This window comes from Aeribacillus sp. FSL K6-2848, from assembly GCF_038004325.1.
Taxonomy (GTDB): Bacteria; Bacillota; Bacilli; order Bacillales; family Aeribacillaceae; genus Aeribacillus; species Aeribacillus composti.
Map to the genome: position 1 here is coordinate 640,075 of NZ_JBBOQQ010000001.1, position 16,439 is coordinate 656,513.

Below are 16,439 nucleotides of genomic sequence, written 5' to 3' on the forward strand. Positions count from 1 at the left end.
GCGTTTTTGTTTTATAACTCTATTATAAGTTTGTGAGGTCTGTTTTATGAGAATACATTTAATTGCCAATATGTATCCTAGTAAAATTGCTCCAAATTACGGTGTGTTTGTAAAAAATACTGAGGAAATTTTGGTGGGAGCAGGTTTTAATGTTGACAAAACAGTTTTATTAAAAGAAAAAAATAGACTAATAAAGCTAGTTAAGTATTTTTTTTATTTTTCAAAAATTATTTTAAAAGGTTTAACAAAAAAGTATGATATTACATATGTGCATTATGCTTCACATAATGCACTTCCAATTTTATTTCTAAAGCTATTTAAAAAAGACCTTGTTATTTTCACAAATGTTCATGGCAGTGACGTAGTACCTGAAGTGCCGTCTCAAAAAAAATACCAACCTTATGTAGATAAGCTGTTGAATATATCTAATATAGTGATAACACCAAGTAAGTACTATCAGGATTTAGTGAGAAGCAAATATAACTTGCGGAACCGGATTGAAGTGTTTCCCTCCGGAGGGGTGAACAGTAAAACTTTTTATAAGCGAGAGGATAAACAAACAGCACTAAAAGAACTTATGCTGGATATAGACACTCATTATATTGGATATGTTAGCAGATTAGATGTGGGAAAAGGTTGGGACATTTTATTAACATCGTTAAAGAAATTGAAAGATGAAAATTTTTTGTTAAAAAATAAAATTAAGGTCATTATGGTGGGGGATGGGAAGGATAAGGAACGGTTTGTAAAGATGGTGTCTGATTATGAATTAAATGATGTCATTATCCATTACCCTTTACTGCCTCAAGAGAAACTAAATGCAATATATAATGCGATAGATGTTTTCTGTTTTCCGACTACAAGAAAAGGAGAAAGCTTGGGACTTGTCGGTTTGGAAGCAATGGCTTGCGGAGCTCCTGTCATTGGTAGTGCCATTGGAGGATTGTTGGATTATATTATAGACGGTGAAAACGGCCTACTGTTTCAAGCTGGTTCGTCTGAAGATCTATATAAAAAGATTAAATTTTTTTATTCAATGCCAGAAAATGAAAGAAGAACGATGAGTTATAAAGCCATATTTAAAGCGAATGAATATAAGGTAGAAAATATTAAACATAAATTAATTAATATTTTTCTTTCTTTTAGAGGAGGCACCTTATATGAAGAAGGTTAAGAAAGCTGTAATCCCAGCAGCAGGTTTTGGTACGCGTTTTTTACCAGCTACAAAAGCCCAGCCAAAAGAAATGCTGCCAATTGTAGATAAACCGACTATTCAATATATAATTGAGGAAGCGATTGAGTCTGGAATTGAAGACATCATTATTGTTACAGGAAGAAATAAAAGGGCAATTGAAGACCACTTTGACTATTCAATTGAACTTGAAATGGAGCTGAAAGAAAAAGGAAAATTTGAACTATTAGAACAAGTGCAGAAGATTTCCAATATGGTTAACATTCATTATATTAGACAAAAGAAACCGTTAGGATTAGGTCATGCAGTAAATTGCGCAAGAAGTTTTATTGTAAATGAACCTTTTGCAGTCCTTCTAGGGGATGACATTGTTAAGAATGGAGTCCCTTGTTTGAAGCAGCTTTTAGATGTATATAATGAATTCCAATGTTCAGTCATTGGTACAAAAAAAGTGCCTGAGGAAGATTTGCACAAATACGGAGTAATTAAACCTAAAGATGTATATATAAGCGAAACCTTAGTGGAAGTGGAAGATATGGTAGAAAAACCAAGGGAAAATGCACCTTCTAATATTGCTGTAATGGGGAGATATGTATTTGAACCTGAGATTTTTGATTATCTTGAAAATTTAGATATTGGCTACGGAGGGGAAATTCAACTTACAGACGCGATAAAGAAATTGGCTCAGGAGAAAAAAGTTTTGGCATATGCATTTGAGGGAAAAAGATATGATGTTGGCGATAAATTTGGTTTTATAAAAGCCACAATAGATTTTGCACTTGAAAGAGAAGATTTAAGTGAACAGCTAAAACAATATTTAAGAATGCTTTACAACGAAGGAAAGTTGAACTAACGCGAAAGGAGCTGTCCCAAAGTCAGGAGAACTGACTTATGAGGCAGCTCTTTTTTTATAGTAATTATTTAATGAAATGGTCGACATGTTCTTTGAATGGCAAGTATTACTTTTGGAAAAAATAAAAACAAACTAATATTAGAGGTATTCACAATGGTATTGCTAATGAAGTTAATCTTAATATTTTTAATTTCAGTAATTTTGACTCCCTTTGTCATAAAATTTGCTTTTGCTATTGGGGCTGTGGACATTCCTAAATCAAGAAAAGTACATTCAAAAATTATGCCTCGATTGGGTGGATTGTCGATCGCTATTTCGGTTTATATCGGGATTTTTCTATTTACACCTGAAAGTGTTTATCTAAAGGGATTTTTAATTGGCTCTTTTTTTATAATGATTACAGGTGTTTTTGATGATCTTTTTGAATTAAATTGGAAGTGGAAGCTTTCAGGTCAAGTGGTGGCTGCATTATGTGTGGTCTTGAGCGGACTGCATTTAAAATTTATTCACATACCTTTTATTGGACAAGTAAATATAGGTTGGTGGGGGATTCCAATTTCTTTTTTGTGGATTTTAATTGTTACGAACTCAATAAATCTGATAGACGGATTGGACGGTTTAGCTGCGGGAGTTTCAATAATTGTATTATCAACAATTGTTTATTTAAGCATGCCCGGATTATCTTTTGTTGTTCAAATTGCTTTAATAACCATTTTTGCTACTTTAGGTTTTCTTGTTTTCAATTTTTATCCAGCGAAAATATTCATGGGAGATACTGGAGCTCTTTTTCTTGGTTTTGTGATTTCTTTATTGTCATTATTGGAATTTAAAAACGTCACTGTTTTTTCATTGCTAATTCCCGCCTTAATCCTTGGGGTGCCGTTATCTGACACTTTTTTCGCCATTGTGAGAAGAATAATGAACAAAAAATCAATTTCTATGGCAGATAAATCCCATTTGCATCATAGTATTTTAAAGTTTGGTTTCTCGCATCTTCAGACTGTTCTAATAATTTACTTAATCAGTTTCCTGTTTAGTCTGGCAGCAATAGTTTTTTCTAGAAGTGCCATGTGGCTGTCAATTTTTATTATTTTTCTTATGTTGTTTTTTATTGAAATTCTCGGAGAAATACTTGAACTACATGGAAGAAATTTTAAACCGCTAACAAATTTAATGAAAAAGATCACATATGCATTTAAACAGAAATAACCAGACTATATAGCTCATTAAAATGAGGATTATTGTGTAAAGCCTATTAGAGCCATGTAGTTTTCAAATTTTAAATGTTTTTCATTCGGTCATAAAGAAAACCCATGGCTCGTTTTTAGAAACTAACGCAATTTACTGCTGTTAATGGAAAAATCTCTTTTATATTCCAAATGATTTCTCAACTCCGTTGAAACTTCTTCCAAAGAATCCTCTTCCAGTTGGTAATAGTAAGTCCCATTGATTGGATTGTCATACCCGTCAATCGTTAAGGATTCAATGCTGCTGATGGAACCGGCGTATTTTTGCAACGCCAAGATATTGCCAATGCTGAAATTGGTTGTTAAGTTTTTCCCTAAAGAATCGATGATGTCGTCATATTTCGTTATGGCTGATAAAGAGGAGCTCTTTTCAATGATTGCTTTTATTACCTCTTGCTGCCGCTTGCCTCTTCCGATATCGCCTAATGGATCTTTTTTGCGCATTCGGACATATGCTAAAGCTTCTTCGCCATTTAACGTTTGTACACCTTTCTTAATATGAATGGCGTTCTTTCGCCCTTTGCTATCTTGCTCAGTAAATTCTCTGTCGCTGTTCACTTCAACTCCGCCAAGAGCATCTACAATATCAATAAAAGCGTTAAAATTTAATTCAACATAATAATCGACGGGAATATCAAGCAAATTTTCCACAGTCTCAACAGTTAAGTCTTTTCCGCCGAAGGCATGTGCATGTGTGATTTTGTCTCGGTTGTGACCGGGAATTTTCACTCTTGAATCTCTAGGGATGCTGACCATTTTGATTGATTTTTCATCTTTATTAAATGATGCCAGGATCAAGGCGTCAGAGCGGCTTTTCTTTTCCCCGGGACGCGCATCGACTCCGATGAACAATACCGAAAAATTATCTTTTTTCGGATCAACTGGTTGTTCTCTTAATTCAGATTTTCTTCCTCTCTCTAGATCTTCCTGTGCTAGAAAAGAAACATTAGCTAATTTGATCGATAGATAAACGGCGTAACCGCCAGCAATTAAAAACAGGATTAAAAATAAACAGCCAAAGGCTCTTAATTTTTTTTTCTTTTTCTTTTTTCTCGTTCTTCTATTCATGTCTAACTCCTTATTTTTTAAATTTAGTTTTGAACCTTCTCCTCCAAATATACTAAGTCGCCTTCTTTGATCACACATTTCCCATTGGTGAGATCGGTCATCCAGTCTTTGAAGCTTTGAACCTGGCCTTCTTCAACATATGTTTCAACTTCCACATGATCGGAATAATAGATGTCCTTCAGCTTATAGACAGACGAGCGCAATTCGTTTTCGATTTTGCCGAGAAAGCTGTAATCAAACGTAGTGCGAATAATTTTCATTAGCTTGCGTTCGATGATGCCAACGTGGTCAATGGCTTCTGAAACAGCTTTTCCGTATGCACGGATCAGCCCGCCGGCGCCGAGTTTAATCCCGCCGAAGTAACGGGTGACAACAACGACAGTGTCTTTTAGTTGTTTCTTTTTCAACACTTCAAGCATCGGCACTCCTGCTGTTCCGCTTGGCTCTCCGTCGTCGTTCGCTTTTTGAATTTGGTCATGCTCTCCAATTAAATATGCGGAGCAGTTATGTGTGGCATCCCAATGTTTTTTTTTGATTGTATCAATAAACTCTTGAGCTTCTTTCTCAGTTTTGGCACGATTAATATAGCAGATAAAACGTGATTTTTGAATCACGATTTCATGCTCTCCAAAGCCAGCTACGGTATAATAGGAGGAAAGCAATTGTGTATCACCTCCGAAGAAACAAAACGGCATAACTTTTTTTGACAAAAATCGACTTTTTTTATAAAAAAACACTCACATTAGAATATTATAAAACGACAAAATTTTTACTTCAATTATGAACTGATAAAGTTTTTGTAACAACTTTTTTATAATGGAGGAAAAGGCTGTGAACTCCAAAAAAATAGATTCTGCTGTAATAGACGATATTTTAAATAAAATGATCGAAACCGTCCAAGCAAGCAAAGATCAAATCTTTGAAATCGGTGAAAAATCCCGCACAGAGTATGAGAAAATAGTAGAAGAATTGGAAGAAGTGAAAGAGCAAGTAAGTGAGGTGATAGAGCAAACCGATAAGCTGACGATTCAATCGAAAATCGCACGGCAGCGCCTCGTGGAAGTCAGCCGCAACTTCAACAAGTTTTCAGAACAAGATATTTTGAATGCCTATGAAAAAGCGCAAAATATTCAAATTGAACTGGCCATGCTCCAAGAAAAAGAAAAACAATTAAGAAAACGGCGGGATGAATTGGATCGCCGGCTTTTATCATTAAAAGAAATGATCGAACGAGCAGAGGTCATAGTAGGTCAAATTACTGTTGTACTGCAATATTTAAACCAAGATTTGCGGCAGGTTGGCGATTTGTTGGAAGATGCAAAGAAAAAACAAGCCTTTGGCTTAAGAATTATAGAAGCGCAGGAAGAAGAACGGAAACGGGTGTCACGTGAAATACATGACGGACCAGCTCAAATGCTTGCAAATGTTTTGATGCGCTCTGATCTGATTGAACGAGTTTTTCGGGAAAAAGGGACTGCAGAAGGGTTTCAGGAAGTTCAAAATTTGAAAATAATGGTGAGAAATGCGTTATCTGAGGTTCGGCGCATTATATACGACTTAAGACCTATGGCTTTGGATGATTTAGGTCTCATTCCAACACTTAGAAAGTACCTTTCTACTATTCAAGAATATGAAAAAGACATAAAAATCAATTTTCAAAACATCAGTGATGTGGAAGAAAAACGGCTTCCGGCGAAATTTGAAGTGGCCTTGTTCCGGTTAGTTCAAGAATCTGTAACGAACGCTTTGAAGCATGCGGAAGCAAAGCAAATTGACGTTAAATTTGAAGTCCGTCCAAACCAAGTAAATGTTGCAATAAAAGACGACGGCAAAGGCTTTGATGTAAAGAAAGTGTTTAAAGAAAAAAAGGAGTCATTCGGTTTAATGGGAATGAAAGAACGAGTGGAGCTGTTGAATGGGAAAATGGCAGTCCATTCTGCACCCGGAAAAGGAACGTTCATTATTATTCAATTGCCTACTAATCTATGAAATAGAGAAATGGTCTGATTGACTTCATGCATACATCACTGAAAAAATAATAATGGGGAGGATTGTAAATGAATAATCAAGTTAAAATTGTCATAATAGATGACCATGCGCTGTTTCGAGAAGGTATAAAACGTATTCTTGATTTTGAGCCTAATTTTGAAGTGGTTGCGGAAGCTTATGACGGCAGTGAAGCTTTAACTGTTGTTGAAAGCTATATGCCGGATGTTGTCATTATGGATATTAATATGCCTGGTGTAAATGGCGTTGAAGCTACTAAGCAGCTGGTTAATTCATATCCAGATACGAAGGTTATTATATTATCGATCCACGATGATGAAAATTATGTGATACATGCTTTGAAGACCGGAGCGAGAGGATATTTATTGAAGGAAATGGATGCTGACACTTTAGTAGAAGCAGTTAAAATCGTGGCAGAGGGAGGAAGCTATTTACATCCAAAAGTAACTCACAATCTAGTCAATGAGTTCCGCCGTCTGTCATCAGCCAATAATGGACAAATTCCAGCTACAGTCCGGCGCCCTCTTCATATTTTAACACGACGTGAGTGTGAAGTTTTGCAAATGCTTGCTGATGGAAAAAGCAATAGAAGAATCGGTGAAACGCTGTTCATTAGCGAAAAAACGGTGAAAAACCATGTCAGCAACATTTTGCAAAAATTAAATTGCAACGATCGAACACAAGCAGTAGTTCTTGCCATTAAAAACGGCTGGGTGGAAGTTAAGTAAAGTTACATATTTTCCATGGCGATTAATTTTGAACGATTTGAATCGTCAAACCGTGAAAGTGAGATTGATTTCTAAATACCAATTTTGCTCGGTGTATCTATATTGTTTTTTCCGACTTGGCTGATTGTCCAGCGATGATAAATGAATTCAATTGCATTTCTTCATTACGGCTGGAAACATAATATCATTTGGCAACTTGTCAATCTATTCGGATCCTGACCAGAGAAATGTTTTGATCAGAAGCTACGAGAATGAATCATAGGAAGCATTACATTCAACGTTCCGGTTTTGTAGAATCAACTTAGGTGAAAATGTATCAACAGGAAGCATAACGGCCTCTTCAAATAACTACAGGCGCTGGGAAGAGGCCGGTTTGCTCAGAAACAAGAAAAAATGCAGCAAAATTGGTAACCGCAATTGGAATCCACATAAAAGCTCCGTTTAAGCTGCTCAAAAATCCTTTAAAAAGGTGTAGACCTCATAAGAATAACCTCAACGAAAATCGTAATGAGCCGATCGACAAAACGAAATCCGCATAAATGGCAGTATAAAGACTTTGAAACAGCTAAAAAATATTTTTCATCCTCTTGCAGTTTCATGGAAATCCGGCAAAGTTAATGATAAAAGCTTGCTTTTTTTATAAAATAGTTTTATAAAGGAGAGAATGAAATTATTAAAAGGAAAGGAAAAACATGATGCAAATTGCGATTGTAACAGATAGTACTGCTTACATTCCTGAAGAAGTTCGAAAGAGGCATGGCATACATATGATTCCTCTTAGCGTTATTTTTGGAGACGAGTCTTATCGTGAAGAGATAGATATGACAGCAGAGAGTTTTTGGGAAGAAATAAAGCGCCAGAAAGAGCTGCCTACGACTTCTCAGCCGCCAGTTGGTGAATTTGTCGAGTTGTTTGAAAGCTTATCGAAAGAATATGATGCAGTCATCAGCATTCATCTTTCAAGCGGTATCAGCGGCACTTACAATGGTGCTGTCACAGCAGGTCAAATGGTAGACGGCATTAAGGTATATCCTTACGATTCGGAAATAAGCTGTATGGCTCAGGGATTCTATGCAATTGAAGCAGCGAAAATGGCAAAGGAAGGGAAAAAACCGGAAGAGATCATCGCTCGCCTTGATGAAATTAAAAAATCAATGGATGCTTATTTTATGGTGGACGATCTTTCTCATCTTCAGCGCGGCGGACGATTAACCGGAGCTCAAGCTTTAATAGGGAACCTGCTGCAACTGAAGCCTCTTCTTCATTTTGTTGATAAAGTGATCGTGCCGTATGAAAAAATTCGTACGCGCAAAAAAGCAATCCAACGTATCTATCAATTATTTGACGAAGCTGCAAGCAAACATCCGGTGCGGGCGGCTGTCATTCATGCCAACAGGCCGGAGGATGCCAAAAAAATGAAAGAGGAGCTCGAAAGTAAATATCCAAATTCTGAATTTATTATCAGCTATTTTGGCGCTGTCATTGGAACTCATCTAGGAGAGGGAGCTATGGGTCTCTGCTGGTATAAAAAGTAATTGCAAGAAAACGTTAAACCCATTGTGAAAAATGGCTGTATCCATCCTCTTAAAAGAACTTCCCCTTCAAAACGAGAAAAGGTGCGATTCACCAAAAAATGGAACGGTGTCTGACCATCTGAAGGTGCAAAAAGCACCTTTTATTTTTTACAGAAATGAAGGATATAAATGATTCATCTAGCATCTTTCATTTGGACGAAAAGCAATAAGATCAATTGATTAAATATATTGATTTTCCAGAAATTATAAGGTAAAAATAATAGTAAGAAACAATATGGTATGTACAAGCGGAGGTTTTATATGCATGATCATGATCTCCAAAAACATCTTCTCGGAAGACATCTCCTTTCAAATGAGCTCCCGTTTTCAATGGATGCCGTTCAAAATGCCCCCTTCGTTGAAATAGAACAAGGTGTTGTGAAAAAATCCGGTATTTTTTATTGCAATCGATGTGGAAATGATCAACCCTTTTTATTTGCAGGCTTTGACTGTGCAAGGTGCAAAAAGTTTTGTCATTATTGCCGGAACTGTATCATGATGGGGCGAGTAAGTGAATGCTCAAAGCTTGTTAGTTTTCCAAGACGAGAGAAGGAGGAAAAACATTCGATCCAATCGGATCAAACAAACTTTTTGCAATGGGATGGTGAACTGTCTCCGGCGCAAAAAAGAGCATCTGACCGGATTGCGGAGTCCGTTTTGCAGCGTACAGACTGTCTCATTTGGGCAGTTTGCGGAGCAGGAAAAACAGAGGTGCTGTTTGCCGGCATAAACACAGCTTTGCAGAAAGGGCTATTTGTTTGCATTGCTGCACCGCGTACGGATGTTGTTTTGGAGCTTGGACCGCGTTTGAAAAACGTTTTTCCGAGCATCGATGTGGCAGTGCTTTACGGAGGAAGCGAAGATCGTTTGAAGCTGAGCCCAATTACCATTTCAACGACTCATCAGCTTCTTCGGTATAAAGAAGCCTTTGACGTGGTGATACTTGACGAAGTGGATGCTTTTCCATATTCTGTAGATCCTGCTTTGCAATTTGCGGTTGAAAAAGCACGCAAACGAAACAGTTCCCTTATTTATTTAACTGCGACTCCCTCCTCAGCAATTAAGCGGCATTTTAAGCCTTCCGAAATTGTGAAAATCCCTGCTCGATACCATGGTTATCCCCTACCTGTTCCTGAATTCAAATGGTGCGGCAATTGGAAAAAAAGATTGGAGAAAGGAAAGCTGCCGAAAAATATCATCACATGGGCAGCCGAACATTTGCAAAAGGAAAGACAAGCTTTTCTATTTGTACCGGAAATCAAAGTGCTTCATGATGTCGTTCCATTACTAAAAAAATTGAATTCAGCGGTTGAAGGAGTACATGCCGAAGATCCCCAAAGGAAAGAAAAGGTTCTGGCATTTCGAAATGGCCGGATTCCGATCATTGTCACAACTACCATTTTGGAAAGGGGTGTAACAGTTCCTGGAACTGATGCAGCTGTTTTAGGAGCAGAAGAAACCATTTTTACAGAAAGTGCCCTTGTTCAAATATCCGGCCGTGTTGGACGGAGCATGAACAATCCAACAGGCTCCATTATCTTTTTCCATTATGGCAAAACAAATGAAATGATTGCAGCGAAACACCATATTCTTGCTATGAATCGGGAAGCGGCAAAGGAAGATTTGTTAAAGTGTTAGTATTTAGAAAATAAAGGAAACGATACAGAATGTGTAAAGTTGGAAAGATCTTTTCAATTTTGGATGAAAAAAGAAATTTCTTTTTCCAGTATGATCCAATATAATACAGATTAGAGATCATATATTTGGGGTGAGGACATGATAGTAAACGCTCTGGAAAAAATTATGGAAGAATTGCTAGATGAATATATTGACCAATTTCATATGGAATGCACGTGCCCAACTTGCCGCAATGATGTTTTAGCTCTAGTGTTAAATAGAGTTCAGCCCCGTTATGTAACGAGTGAAGATAAAATTACATATGTAAGAGCGGAATTTTTTGATCGGTAGCAAATGACATCTCTTCTTGTCAGCCTGGCAGAATGCGCAAGAATTGTTTCAGAAAACCCACGATGTGATAATAGGAAGGCTTGATGCGAAATATGGGAAGATGTCTTTATTGTTTTAAAAGTATAGATGTCCGCTTGACTTGGAGACGGCTTTTTTTCCTCGAAAAAGATCCTGTTTTATGCGAAGAATGCTCCAGCAAGCTAAACGTTATATCAGGCCCCATTTGTCCAATGTGCGGGAGGCAAAGCGAAAAAGCCGAGTATTGTACTGATTGCGCGGCTTGGGAAAAACATCCTGACTATCATGGAGTGATAAAGAAAAACCGCTCTGTTTTTCAATATAATGAATTTATGAAAGAAGTGCTTGCTAGGTTTAAATTCCGCGGGGATGCGATATTGGTGCAGATGTTTTCCGAACCTTTTGTGAAAGCATTTCGCCATCACTTCGACAAATCGATGATTCTCGTTCCCATCCCATTAGGTGAAGAAAGGCTTTTGGAACGCGGGTTTAATCAAGCAAAATTATTGGCCCAGCTCCTTCAGCTTCCGATTATTGAGCCTTTGCGCAAAACAGATAAAGCAAAACAATCAAAAAAATCACGGATCGACCGAATGAAGACGAAAAATATGTTTACTGTAACAGATCCAAAACAAGTACATGGTCAACATATTGTTATCATCGATGACATTTACACAACAGGCGCAACGGTACGCCAAGCTGCAAAGCAGCTGATGAACGCTGGTGCGAAAAGTGTCGAATCATTTACGCTTGTCCGCAGCTAAATGACAAATCCGTTTTTCCGATATAAAATAATAATAATAGGAAGATTTTTGAAAGGTGGATTTTTATGGGGGAATTAGCAAACTGCCCAAAATGTGGTTCCTTGTTTGTCAAAACGCGGCTTCGTTCAATATGTGATGCTTGCTACCAAGAGGAAGAAAAGGCATTTGAAACAGTATATAACTTTTTGAGAAAAAAGGAAAACCGCAGATCGACCATTACTGAAGTTGTGGAAAAAACAGGAGTGGAAGAGGACTTAATACTGAAGTTTATTCATCAAGGACGCATTCAACTGGCGAACTTCCCGAACCTTGGTTATCCTTGTTCACGGTGCGGCACACTTATTCGCGAGGGAAAACTTTGTGTTTCTTGCAAAAAGGAAATACAGTCTCAAATTGAGCAAATGGAAAGAGAAGAGCAGTTTCAGGAGGAGAAAGAGAAGATGCAAACATACTACGCTATCCAACCGAAAAATAATGAAAAACGTTAACAAATCCCTCTATCGATCCGATAATGAATATAGAGATAGATTTCCAGCTGAAACAATCGTTCCATTAGAGCAGGAAAGGAGGCGGTGTCCATGAAGATTCACAGCTATCGGTCATCAAACGTTAATCCTTATCAAAAGCAAATGGATGCCAGCAAGCAGATGAAAGTGGAAGTCCAAAAAGATAGAGTGGAAATATCCAAGCAGGCAAAACAGCTTCAGCAGACGAGCGGTTTTGATCTTCAGCGCCAAGAAAAAGTGCAGGCGATAAAAAAAGAAATTGAAAGCGGGACTTACAAAATCGCCCCAGACCTGATCGCGAAAAGCATGATCCAATTTTATAAGAAAAAAAATGAAGAATAAATTGTGTCAATCCGTTTCGGTTTTTGATTTGGTTGCGTACGAAGCAGCCTGTTTCGATTTTTGATTTGGAACAGAATGAAAATGTGCTGGACAACTATATTGTACATTTCTGCATTTTTAGCATCTTCATCTTTACAACAATAAATTATTTTTCATGTCCGGCTTTGGATCACCTTGTCAATGTTCGGAACGAAGCACCGGTAAATATGATTGTATTGAATTTTGCGGGGAGGACGTTTTCGTGTCTCTTGCCAATTTAATTAACGTTTTAGAAAAGCAGTTAATCATTCATGAACAATTGTATAATTTGGCAGTAAAAAAAACGGATTTGCTGAAAAAAGATGATGTTAATCAATTAATGCAGCTTTTAAAGGAAGAGCAGAAATATGTGATGCAGCTTGAAAATGCTGAAAAGGAACGGATCAAAGCAGCGGCTTGCTTTTTAGAAAGAGAAGACGATTTAACGATTTCCGCCTGTATTGAAAAAGCAGAAAATGAGGATAAAGAACGGTTGAAAAATCTAAAAGAAAAATTGACAAACGTATTGGCTAATTTGAAAAACGCGAATTTTGTCAATCAACAACTGGCATTGCAAGCATTGCAGGTTGTGAATTTAACGCTTGATCTTTTCATGCCGGAGGAAGCATCGCCGAATTACACGAATCCGAATCAAGAATCGAAGCAATCGAAACGGCGTTCATGGTTTGATTCAAAAATTTAACGGGGGAATTCGCAATGGTATCAACATTTTTTGGACTGGAAGCGGCTAGAAGCGGATTGTATGCCGCACAAAGCGCTTTATATACAATTGGACATAATGTGGCAAATGCCGAGACACCTGGATATTCGCGGCAGAGGGTAAACCTTGTGCAAAAGCAAGCGTATCCGACACCAGGTCGTTTTCGAGCTGATATCCCTGGGCAGTTTGGAACAGGGGTGGATACACAAACAGTGCAGCGGATCCGCGACCGCTATCTTGATGTACAATATCGCGGCGAAAATTCTAAGCTTGGCTACTGGAGCTCTAGATTCAACGCATTATCGAGAATGGAAGATGTGATGAACGAGCTGAACGAGACAGGCTTGAACGAAACGATGGATAGCTTTTGGCAATCGCTGCAAGATTTGGCGGCCAACCCTTCCAACCTGGGTGCCCGCTCTGTTGTCCTTGAGCGCGGAAGAGCTGTTACAGAAACGTTCAATTATTTGGCGGAATCATTAAAGCATAATCAGAAAGATTTACGCAACGAACTCGATGTCGCAACAACGAAGATCAACTCTTTGCTTGAGCAAATCAACCAAATTAACAAACAAATCGGCGAAGTAGAACCGAATGGTTATTTGCCAAACGATTTGTATGATGAGCGCGATCGATTATTGGATGAGCTTTCTTCTTATATTGATATTAAAGTGACGCCGGTTGAAAGCGGAGGCAACGCTTTGAAAGTAGCCGAAGGAAAAGTAACTGTCGAGCTTGCTGGCTTCGAACCGCCAATCACCCTTGTCGACGGAAATAGATACAAAGTAAGACAATTTAGCCTCAATGAATCCAAGACGAACGGTCTTATCGAATCTATTTCTGTTGGTGGAAGAACGATAGGGGCAGACGATTTTGTTGAAAATTTAAACATCAATGGAAGTTTAAAAGGCTTAATCGAGGCGCACGGCTATACGAACATAGGCAGCACGATTGAACGCGGCATCTATCCTAGCATGATGTCAGATTTAGATCAAATGGCATATGATTTTGCGAACGCATTTAACACTGTCCACAGAAACGGATGGAGCCTTGAGGACATAAACAACGGCGTTCAAACACAGCGCGATTTCTTTGATCTCGGAGGTTTAAGCTCTCCTAAAGGCGCTGCGGCTGCCATTAAAGTATCGGATGATATGAATCGCGATCGAATTGCAGCTTCTGCTACAGGAGAAATCGGCGACGGCCAAAATGCGCTGAAGCTTGCTGAAGTAAAAAATACTTCATTTCAAAGTTATTTTGAAGCTGTTATCGGCGAAATGGCTGTTATGACACAAGAAGCGGAGCGGATGAAGGAAAATTCAGAAACCTTAGTTTCATCTGTTGAACAACGCCGCAAATCCGTCAGCTCCGTTTCATTAGACGAAGAAATGACAAACATGATCCAATTCCAGCATATGTACAACGCCGCAGCAAGAATGATCACTTTGCAGGATGAAATTTTAGACCGAATTATAAACGGCATGGGACTGGTCGGGAGATAAAGTAAAATTGACTGTTGAATAACCATAGTGGAAAATGAAAGCAAAAATTGTCGGGTTCAGAATGTATGAAATGAAATAAGGCGATGAAGTGCAAATCATATAAGAAATGTACTATTTGCACGTTATGAATTCATACAAAAAATTTATTTAATGAAAGAGAGGTGCAGCATATGCGTGTCACTCAATCGATGCTTGCGCAAAACTCACTCCGCCATTTAAGTAAAAGCTATGAGCTGCTGGGAAAATATCAAGATCAGATGTTGACAAGAAAAAAAATCACCCGCCCGTCCCAAGATCCCGTTGTAGCAATGAAAGGATTGTACTATCGGACAAACTTAAAGGAAGTTGAACAATATAAACGAAATTTATCAGAGGCTTACCTTTGGATCGAAAATTCTGAAGCGGGATTAGAACAGGCCAACCAAGGGCTGCAACGAATACGCGAGCTTTTGATTCGCGCAAAAAACGGTACAAATTCAGAAGACGAACGTGATGCGGTTGCCCGCGAATTGAAACAAATTAAAGACGACCTTGTTGCTGTCGCCAACACACAAGTGGCCGGCCGCTATATTTTTAATGGAACGAAAACAGACTCAGCGCCTGTCAGCGGCGACCCGCCTGTCGTTAATAACAACAATGAACCGTTTAAAATCGAGCTTTCAAAAAACATTCAAATCCAAGTGAATATAACGCCTGACAATGTCTTTAACCAAGCATTGTTTGATACAATTCAAGACATTCAAAATGCTTTGGAAAACAACGACACAACGAACTTGGACAGCCTGCTCGGCCAGCTTGATGGCCATATTGATGCTCTTAACGCTGAATGGGCTGAGCTTGGCGCTCGTTACAATCGGATCGAGCAGATGGAAAACCGCATCGGTCAACAGGAAGTAATCTCTACTAAAATTTTGTCGGATAATGAAGATGCCGACATCGAACGGGTCATTATCGACTTGAAAGAGCAAGAAAGCGCGCACAGAGCAGCGCTTGCTGTCAGCGCCCGCATCATTCAGCCGAACTTAGTTGATTTTTTGCGATAATGTGAGAGAAAGGACCTGCATAAAGGTCCTTTTTGTTCATCGTTATGACTTTGTTTTTGCCCCATGTTTTCCTGCTTCTAAAGGGTTCACAGTTTTTATCGAAGAAATTTCAATTCCCGGCTAATTAGATTTTGCATTGTTCTTAGTATATAGTTTGTTCCTATCATTGAGGAATTTTAATTGTATCGTAATAGTTGAAACCCAATAAAAATTGTTTGTTGGTTTGCACCAACGGAGTTAAGATGAGAATTTCTTTTCTGTTTAAAACTTATGTTGTCAGTCGAGGTGAGAGGAATGCTTCTGCCGCAAATTAGAATGGAAAGCCAAATGGCGAAAATTGCGATCAACACTACTCCTGGAAATCAGTCAATCAAACAGCCGAAAGCGGATATCGATTTACAGCCGGCGAAAGTAGCGATGGAAATCAACCGCACTCCTGGAAAATTGACAATCGATCAAACGAAAGCGTGGGAAGATCGAAATTTAGCTGACACGTTCCGTTTCATTGAAAAAATAGCTGAGGAAGGCTATCAAGCTTGGCTTGAAGGTATTGCCCGCCTCGCCGAGCAAGGAGATGAACTGATGAAAATTGAAAACGGCGGCAGCCCGCTGGCTGATCAAGCGAAAGAAAACAGCGAATCCCCGATGTATGAAGTGAATGTCGGCTGCATTCCATCATTGTTCAGTGTGAAATTTGATTACGAACCAAGCAAGCTTGATATTAATTGGCATTTGAAAAAAGCTGAATTTCGTGCCATTCCCAATAAGCCGATCATTCATTACGACCGTGGCAGAGTCGATATAAAAATCGCCCAATACCAAAAGTTAAAAATCGACTTTGCCAACCTCACCTTTAAAGGACCAAACTTTGAAATGAACATATAAAGG

The 16,439-nt window shown here is 38.4% G+C and carries 17 protein-coding genes; 15 read left to right on the forward strand and 2 right to left on the reverse strand.

Features of this window, described 5'->3' with window-relative positions; all coding sequences use genetic code 11:
* The first annotated feature begins 46 nt into the window (after nucleotides 1-46).
* The 3 genes from NSS70_RS03210 to NSS70_RS03220 all read left to right on the forward strand — a co-directional run bounded on the left by NSS70_RS03210 (nucleotide 47) and on the right by NSS70_RS03220 (nucleotide 3,254).
* On the forward strand, nucleotides 47-1,174 hold the full coding sequence (locus tag NSS70_RS03210) for a glycosyltransferase family 4 protein (RefSeq protein WP_339198701.1): 1,128 nt from the start codon (nucleotides 47-49) through the stop codon (nucleotides 1,172-1,174).
* Nucleotides 1,161-2,045 (forward strand): UTP--glucose-1-phosphate uridylyltransferase GalU, encoded by an 885-nt coding sequence (gene galU / locus NSS70_RS03215; RefSeq protein ID WP_339198703.1) that lies wholly within the window; start codon nucleotides 1,161-1,163, stop codon nucleotides 2,043-2,045. Before NSS70_RS03210 ends, galU begins: the two co-directional genes overlap by 14 nt.
* Before the next feature lie 96 nt (nucleotides 2,046-2,141).
* Entirely contained in the window at nucleotides 2,142-3,254 is a 1,113-nt protein-coding gene (locus NSS70_RS03220) for a glycosyltransferase family 4 protein (RefSeq protein WP_339198706.1), read from the forward strand.
* A gap of 122 nt (nucleotides 3,255-3,376) precedes the next feature.
* On the opposite strand, the gene NSS70_RS03225 is transcribed toward NSS70_RS03220, so the two are convergent.
* Complete coding sequence (locus tag NSS70_RS03225) at nucleotides 3,377-4,360, reverse strand: LCP family protein (protein ID WP_339198709.1); 984 nt, start codon at nucleotides 4,358-4,360, stop codon at nucleotides 3,377-3,379.
* Between the two features lie 23 nt (nucleotides 4,361-4,383).
* Nucleotides 4,384-5,022 carry a YigZ family protein gene (locus NSS70_RS03230; RefSeq protein WP_339198711.1) on the reverse strand — a complete coding sequence of 213 codons (639 nt, stop codon included), beginning with the start codon at nucleotides 5,020-5,022 and terminating at the stop codon, nucleotides 4,384-4,386.
* Between the two features lie 169 nt (nucleotides 5,023-5,191).
* On the opposite strand from NSS70_RS03230, the gene NSS70_RS03235 reads away from it, so the two are divergent.
* The 12 genes from NSS70_RS03235 to NSS70_RS03290 all read left to right on the forward strand — a co-directional run bounded on the left by NSS70_RS03235 (nucleotide 5,192) and on the right by NSS70_RS03290 (nucleotide 16,436).
* On the forward strand, nucleotides 5,192-6,349 hold the full coding sequence (locus NSS70_RS03235; RefSeq protein ID WP_340880919.1) for a sensor histidine kinase: 1,158 nt from the start codon (nucleotides 5,192-5,194) through the stop codon (nucleotides 6,347-6,349).
* Nucleotides 6,350-6,417: 68 nt separating this feature from the next.
* Entirely contained in the window at nucleotides 6,418-7,095 is a 678-nt protein-coding gene (locus NSS70_RS03240) for a response regulator (protein ID WP_063386301.1), read from the forward strand.
* Nucleotides 7,096-7,790: 695 nt separating this feature from the next.
* A complete protein-coding gene (locus NSS70_RS03245) occupies nucleotides 7,791-8,630 on the forward strand; it encodes a DegV family protein (protein WP_063386367.1) in 840 nt (279 codons plus the stop codon).
* A gap of 300 nt (nucleotides 8,631-8,930) precedes the next feature.
* A complete protein-coding gene (locus NSS70_RS03250; RefSeq protein ID WP_339198718.1) occupies nucleotides 8,931-10,307 on the forward strand; it encodes a DEAD/DEAH box helicase in 1,377 nt (458 codons plus the stop codon).
* Nucleotides 10,308-10,445: 138 nt separating this feature from the next.
* Nucleotides 10,446-10,637, forward strand: coding sequence for a late competence development ComFB family protein (locus tag NSS70_RS03255; RefSeq protein ID WP_445206696.1), 192 nt, complete (start codon nucleotides 10,446-10,448; stop codon nucleotides 10,635-10,637).
* 83 nt (nucleotides 10,638-10,720) lie between these two features.
* Complete coding sequence (locus tag NSS70_RS03260) at nucleotides 10,721-11,419, forward strand: ComF family protein (RefSeq protein WP_340880920.1); 699 nt, start codon at nucleotides 10,721-10,723, stop codon at nucleotides 11,417-11,419.
* Nucleotides 11,420-11,484: 65 nt separating this feature from the next.
* Nucleotides 11,485-11,907 carry a TIGR03826 family flagellar region protein gene (locus tag NSS70_RS03265; protein ID WP_094245094.1) on the forward strand — a complete coding sequence of 141 codons (423 nt, stop codon included), beginning with the start codon at nucleotides 11,485-11,487 and terminating at the stop codon, nucleotides 11,905-11,907.
* Nucleotides 11,908-11,997: 90 nt separating this feature from the next.
* On the forward strand, nucleotides 11,998-12,267 hold the full coding sequence (gene flgM, locus NSS70_RS03270) for a flagellar biosynthesis anti-sigma factor FlgM (protein WP_063386297.1): 270 nt from the start codon (nucleotides 11,998-12,000) through the stop codon (nucleotides 12,265-12,267).
* Nucleotides 12,268-12,508: 241 nt separating this feature from the next.
* Nucleotides 12,509-12,988, forward strand: a complete 480-nt coding sequence (locus NSS70_RS03275; protein WP_158640168.1) for a flagellar protein FlgN — start codon at nucleotides 12,509-12,511, stop codon at nucleotides 12,986-12,988.
* Between the two features lie 14 nt (nucleotides 12,989-13,002).
* A complete protein-coding gene (flgK, locus tag NSS70_RS03280) occupies nucleotides 13,003-14,508 on the forward strand; it encodes a flagellar hook-associated protein FlgK (protein WP_339198723.1) in 1,506 nt (501 codons plus the stop codon).
* A gap of 170 nt (nucleotides 14,509-14,678) precedes the next feature.
* Nucleotides 14,679-15,551: a flagellar hook-associated protein FlgL gene (gene flgL, locus NSS70_RS03285; RefSeq protein ID WP_339198726.1), complete on the forward strand. Its 873-nt coding sequence runs from the start codon at nucleotides 14,679-14,681 to the stop codon at nucleotides 15,549-15,551.
* Between the two features lie 294 nt (nucleotides 15,552-15,845).
* The gene (locus NSS70_RS03290) at nucleotides 15,846-16,436 is read left to right on the forward strand and encodes a DUF6470 family protein (protein WP_339198728.1); all 591 of its coding nucleotides are present in this window, start codon (nucleotides 15,846-15,848) and stop codon (nucleotides 16,434-16,436) included.
* The last annotated feature ends 3 nt before the right edge of the window (nucleotides 16,437-16,439 follow it).

What these genes read in the sequence shown, in the direction of transcription:
- flgL (WP_339198726.1), top strand. Translation starts at nt 14,679, where the DNA reads ATGCGTGTCACTCAATCGATGCTTGCGCAAAACTCACTCCGCCATTTA.
- NSS70_RS03250 (WP_339198718.1), top strand. Translation starts at nt 8,931, where the DNA reads ATGCATGATCATGATCTCCAAAAACATCTTCTCGGAAGACATCTCCTT.
- NSS70_RS03265 (WP_094245094.1), top strand. Translation starts at nt 11,485, where the DNA reads ATGGGGGAATTAGCAAACTGCCCAAAATGTGGTTCCTTGTTTGTCAAA.
- NSS70_RS03255 (WP_445206696.1), top strand. Translation starts at nt 10,446, where the DNA reads ATGATAGTAAACGCTCTGGAAAAAATTATGGAAGAATTGCTAGATGAA.
- NSS70_RS03225 (WP_339198709.1), bottom strand. Translation starts at nt 4,360, where the DNA reads ATGAATAGAAGAACGAGAAAAAAGAAAAAGAAAAAAAAATTAAGAGCC.
- NSS70_RS03290 (WP_339198728.1), top strand. Translation starts at nt 15,846, where the DNA reads ATGCTTCTGCCGCAAATTAGAATGGAAAGCCAAATGGCGAAAATTGCG.
- NSS70_RS03220 (WP_339198706.1), top strand. Translation starts at nt 2,142, where the DNA reads ATGGCAAGTATTACTTTTGGAAAAAATAAAAACAAACTAATATTAGAG.
- NSS70_RS03260 (WP_340880920.1), top strand. Translation starts at nt 10,721, where the DNA reads ATGCGAAATATGGGAAGATGTCTTTATTGTTTTAAAAGTATAGATGTC.
- NSS70_RS03210 (WP_339198701.1), top strand. Translation starts at nt 47, where the DNA reads ATGAGAATACATTTAATTGCCAATATGTATCCTAGTAAAATTGCTCCA.
- galU (WP_339198703.1), top strand. Translation starts at nt 1,161, where the DNA reads ATGAAGAAGGTTAAGAAAGCTGTAATCCCAGCAGCAGGTTTTGGTACG.
- NSS70_RS03245 (WP_063386367.1), top strand. Translation starts at nt 7,791, where the DNA reads ATGCAAATTGCGATTGTAACAGATAGTACTGCTTACATTCCTGAAGAA.
- flgM (WP_063386297.1), top strand. Translation starts at nt 11,998, where the DNA reads ATGAAGATTCACAGCTATCGGTCATCAAACGTTAATCCTTATCAAAAG.
- NSS70_RS03240 (WP_063386301.1), top strand. Translation starts at nt 6,418, where the DNA reads ATGAATAATCAAGTTAAAATTGTCATAATAGATGACCATGCGCTGTTT.
- flgK (WP_339198723.1), top strand. Translation starts at nt 13,003, where the DNA reads ATGGTATCAACATTTTTTGGACTGGAAGCGGCTAGAAGCGGATTGTAT.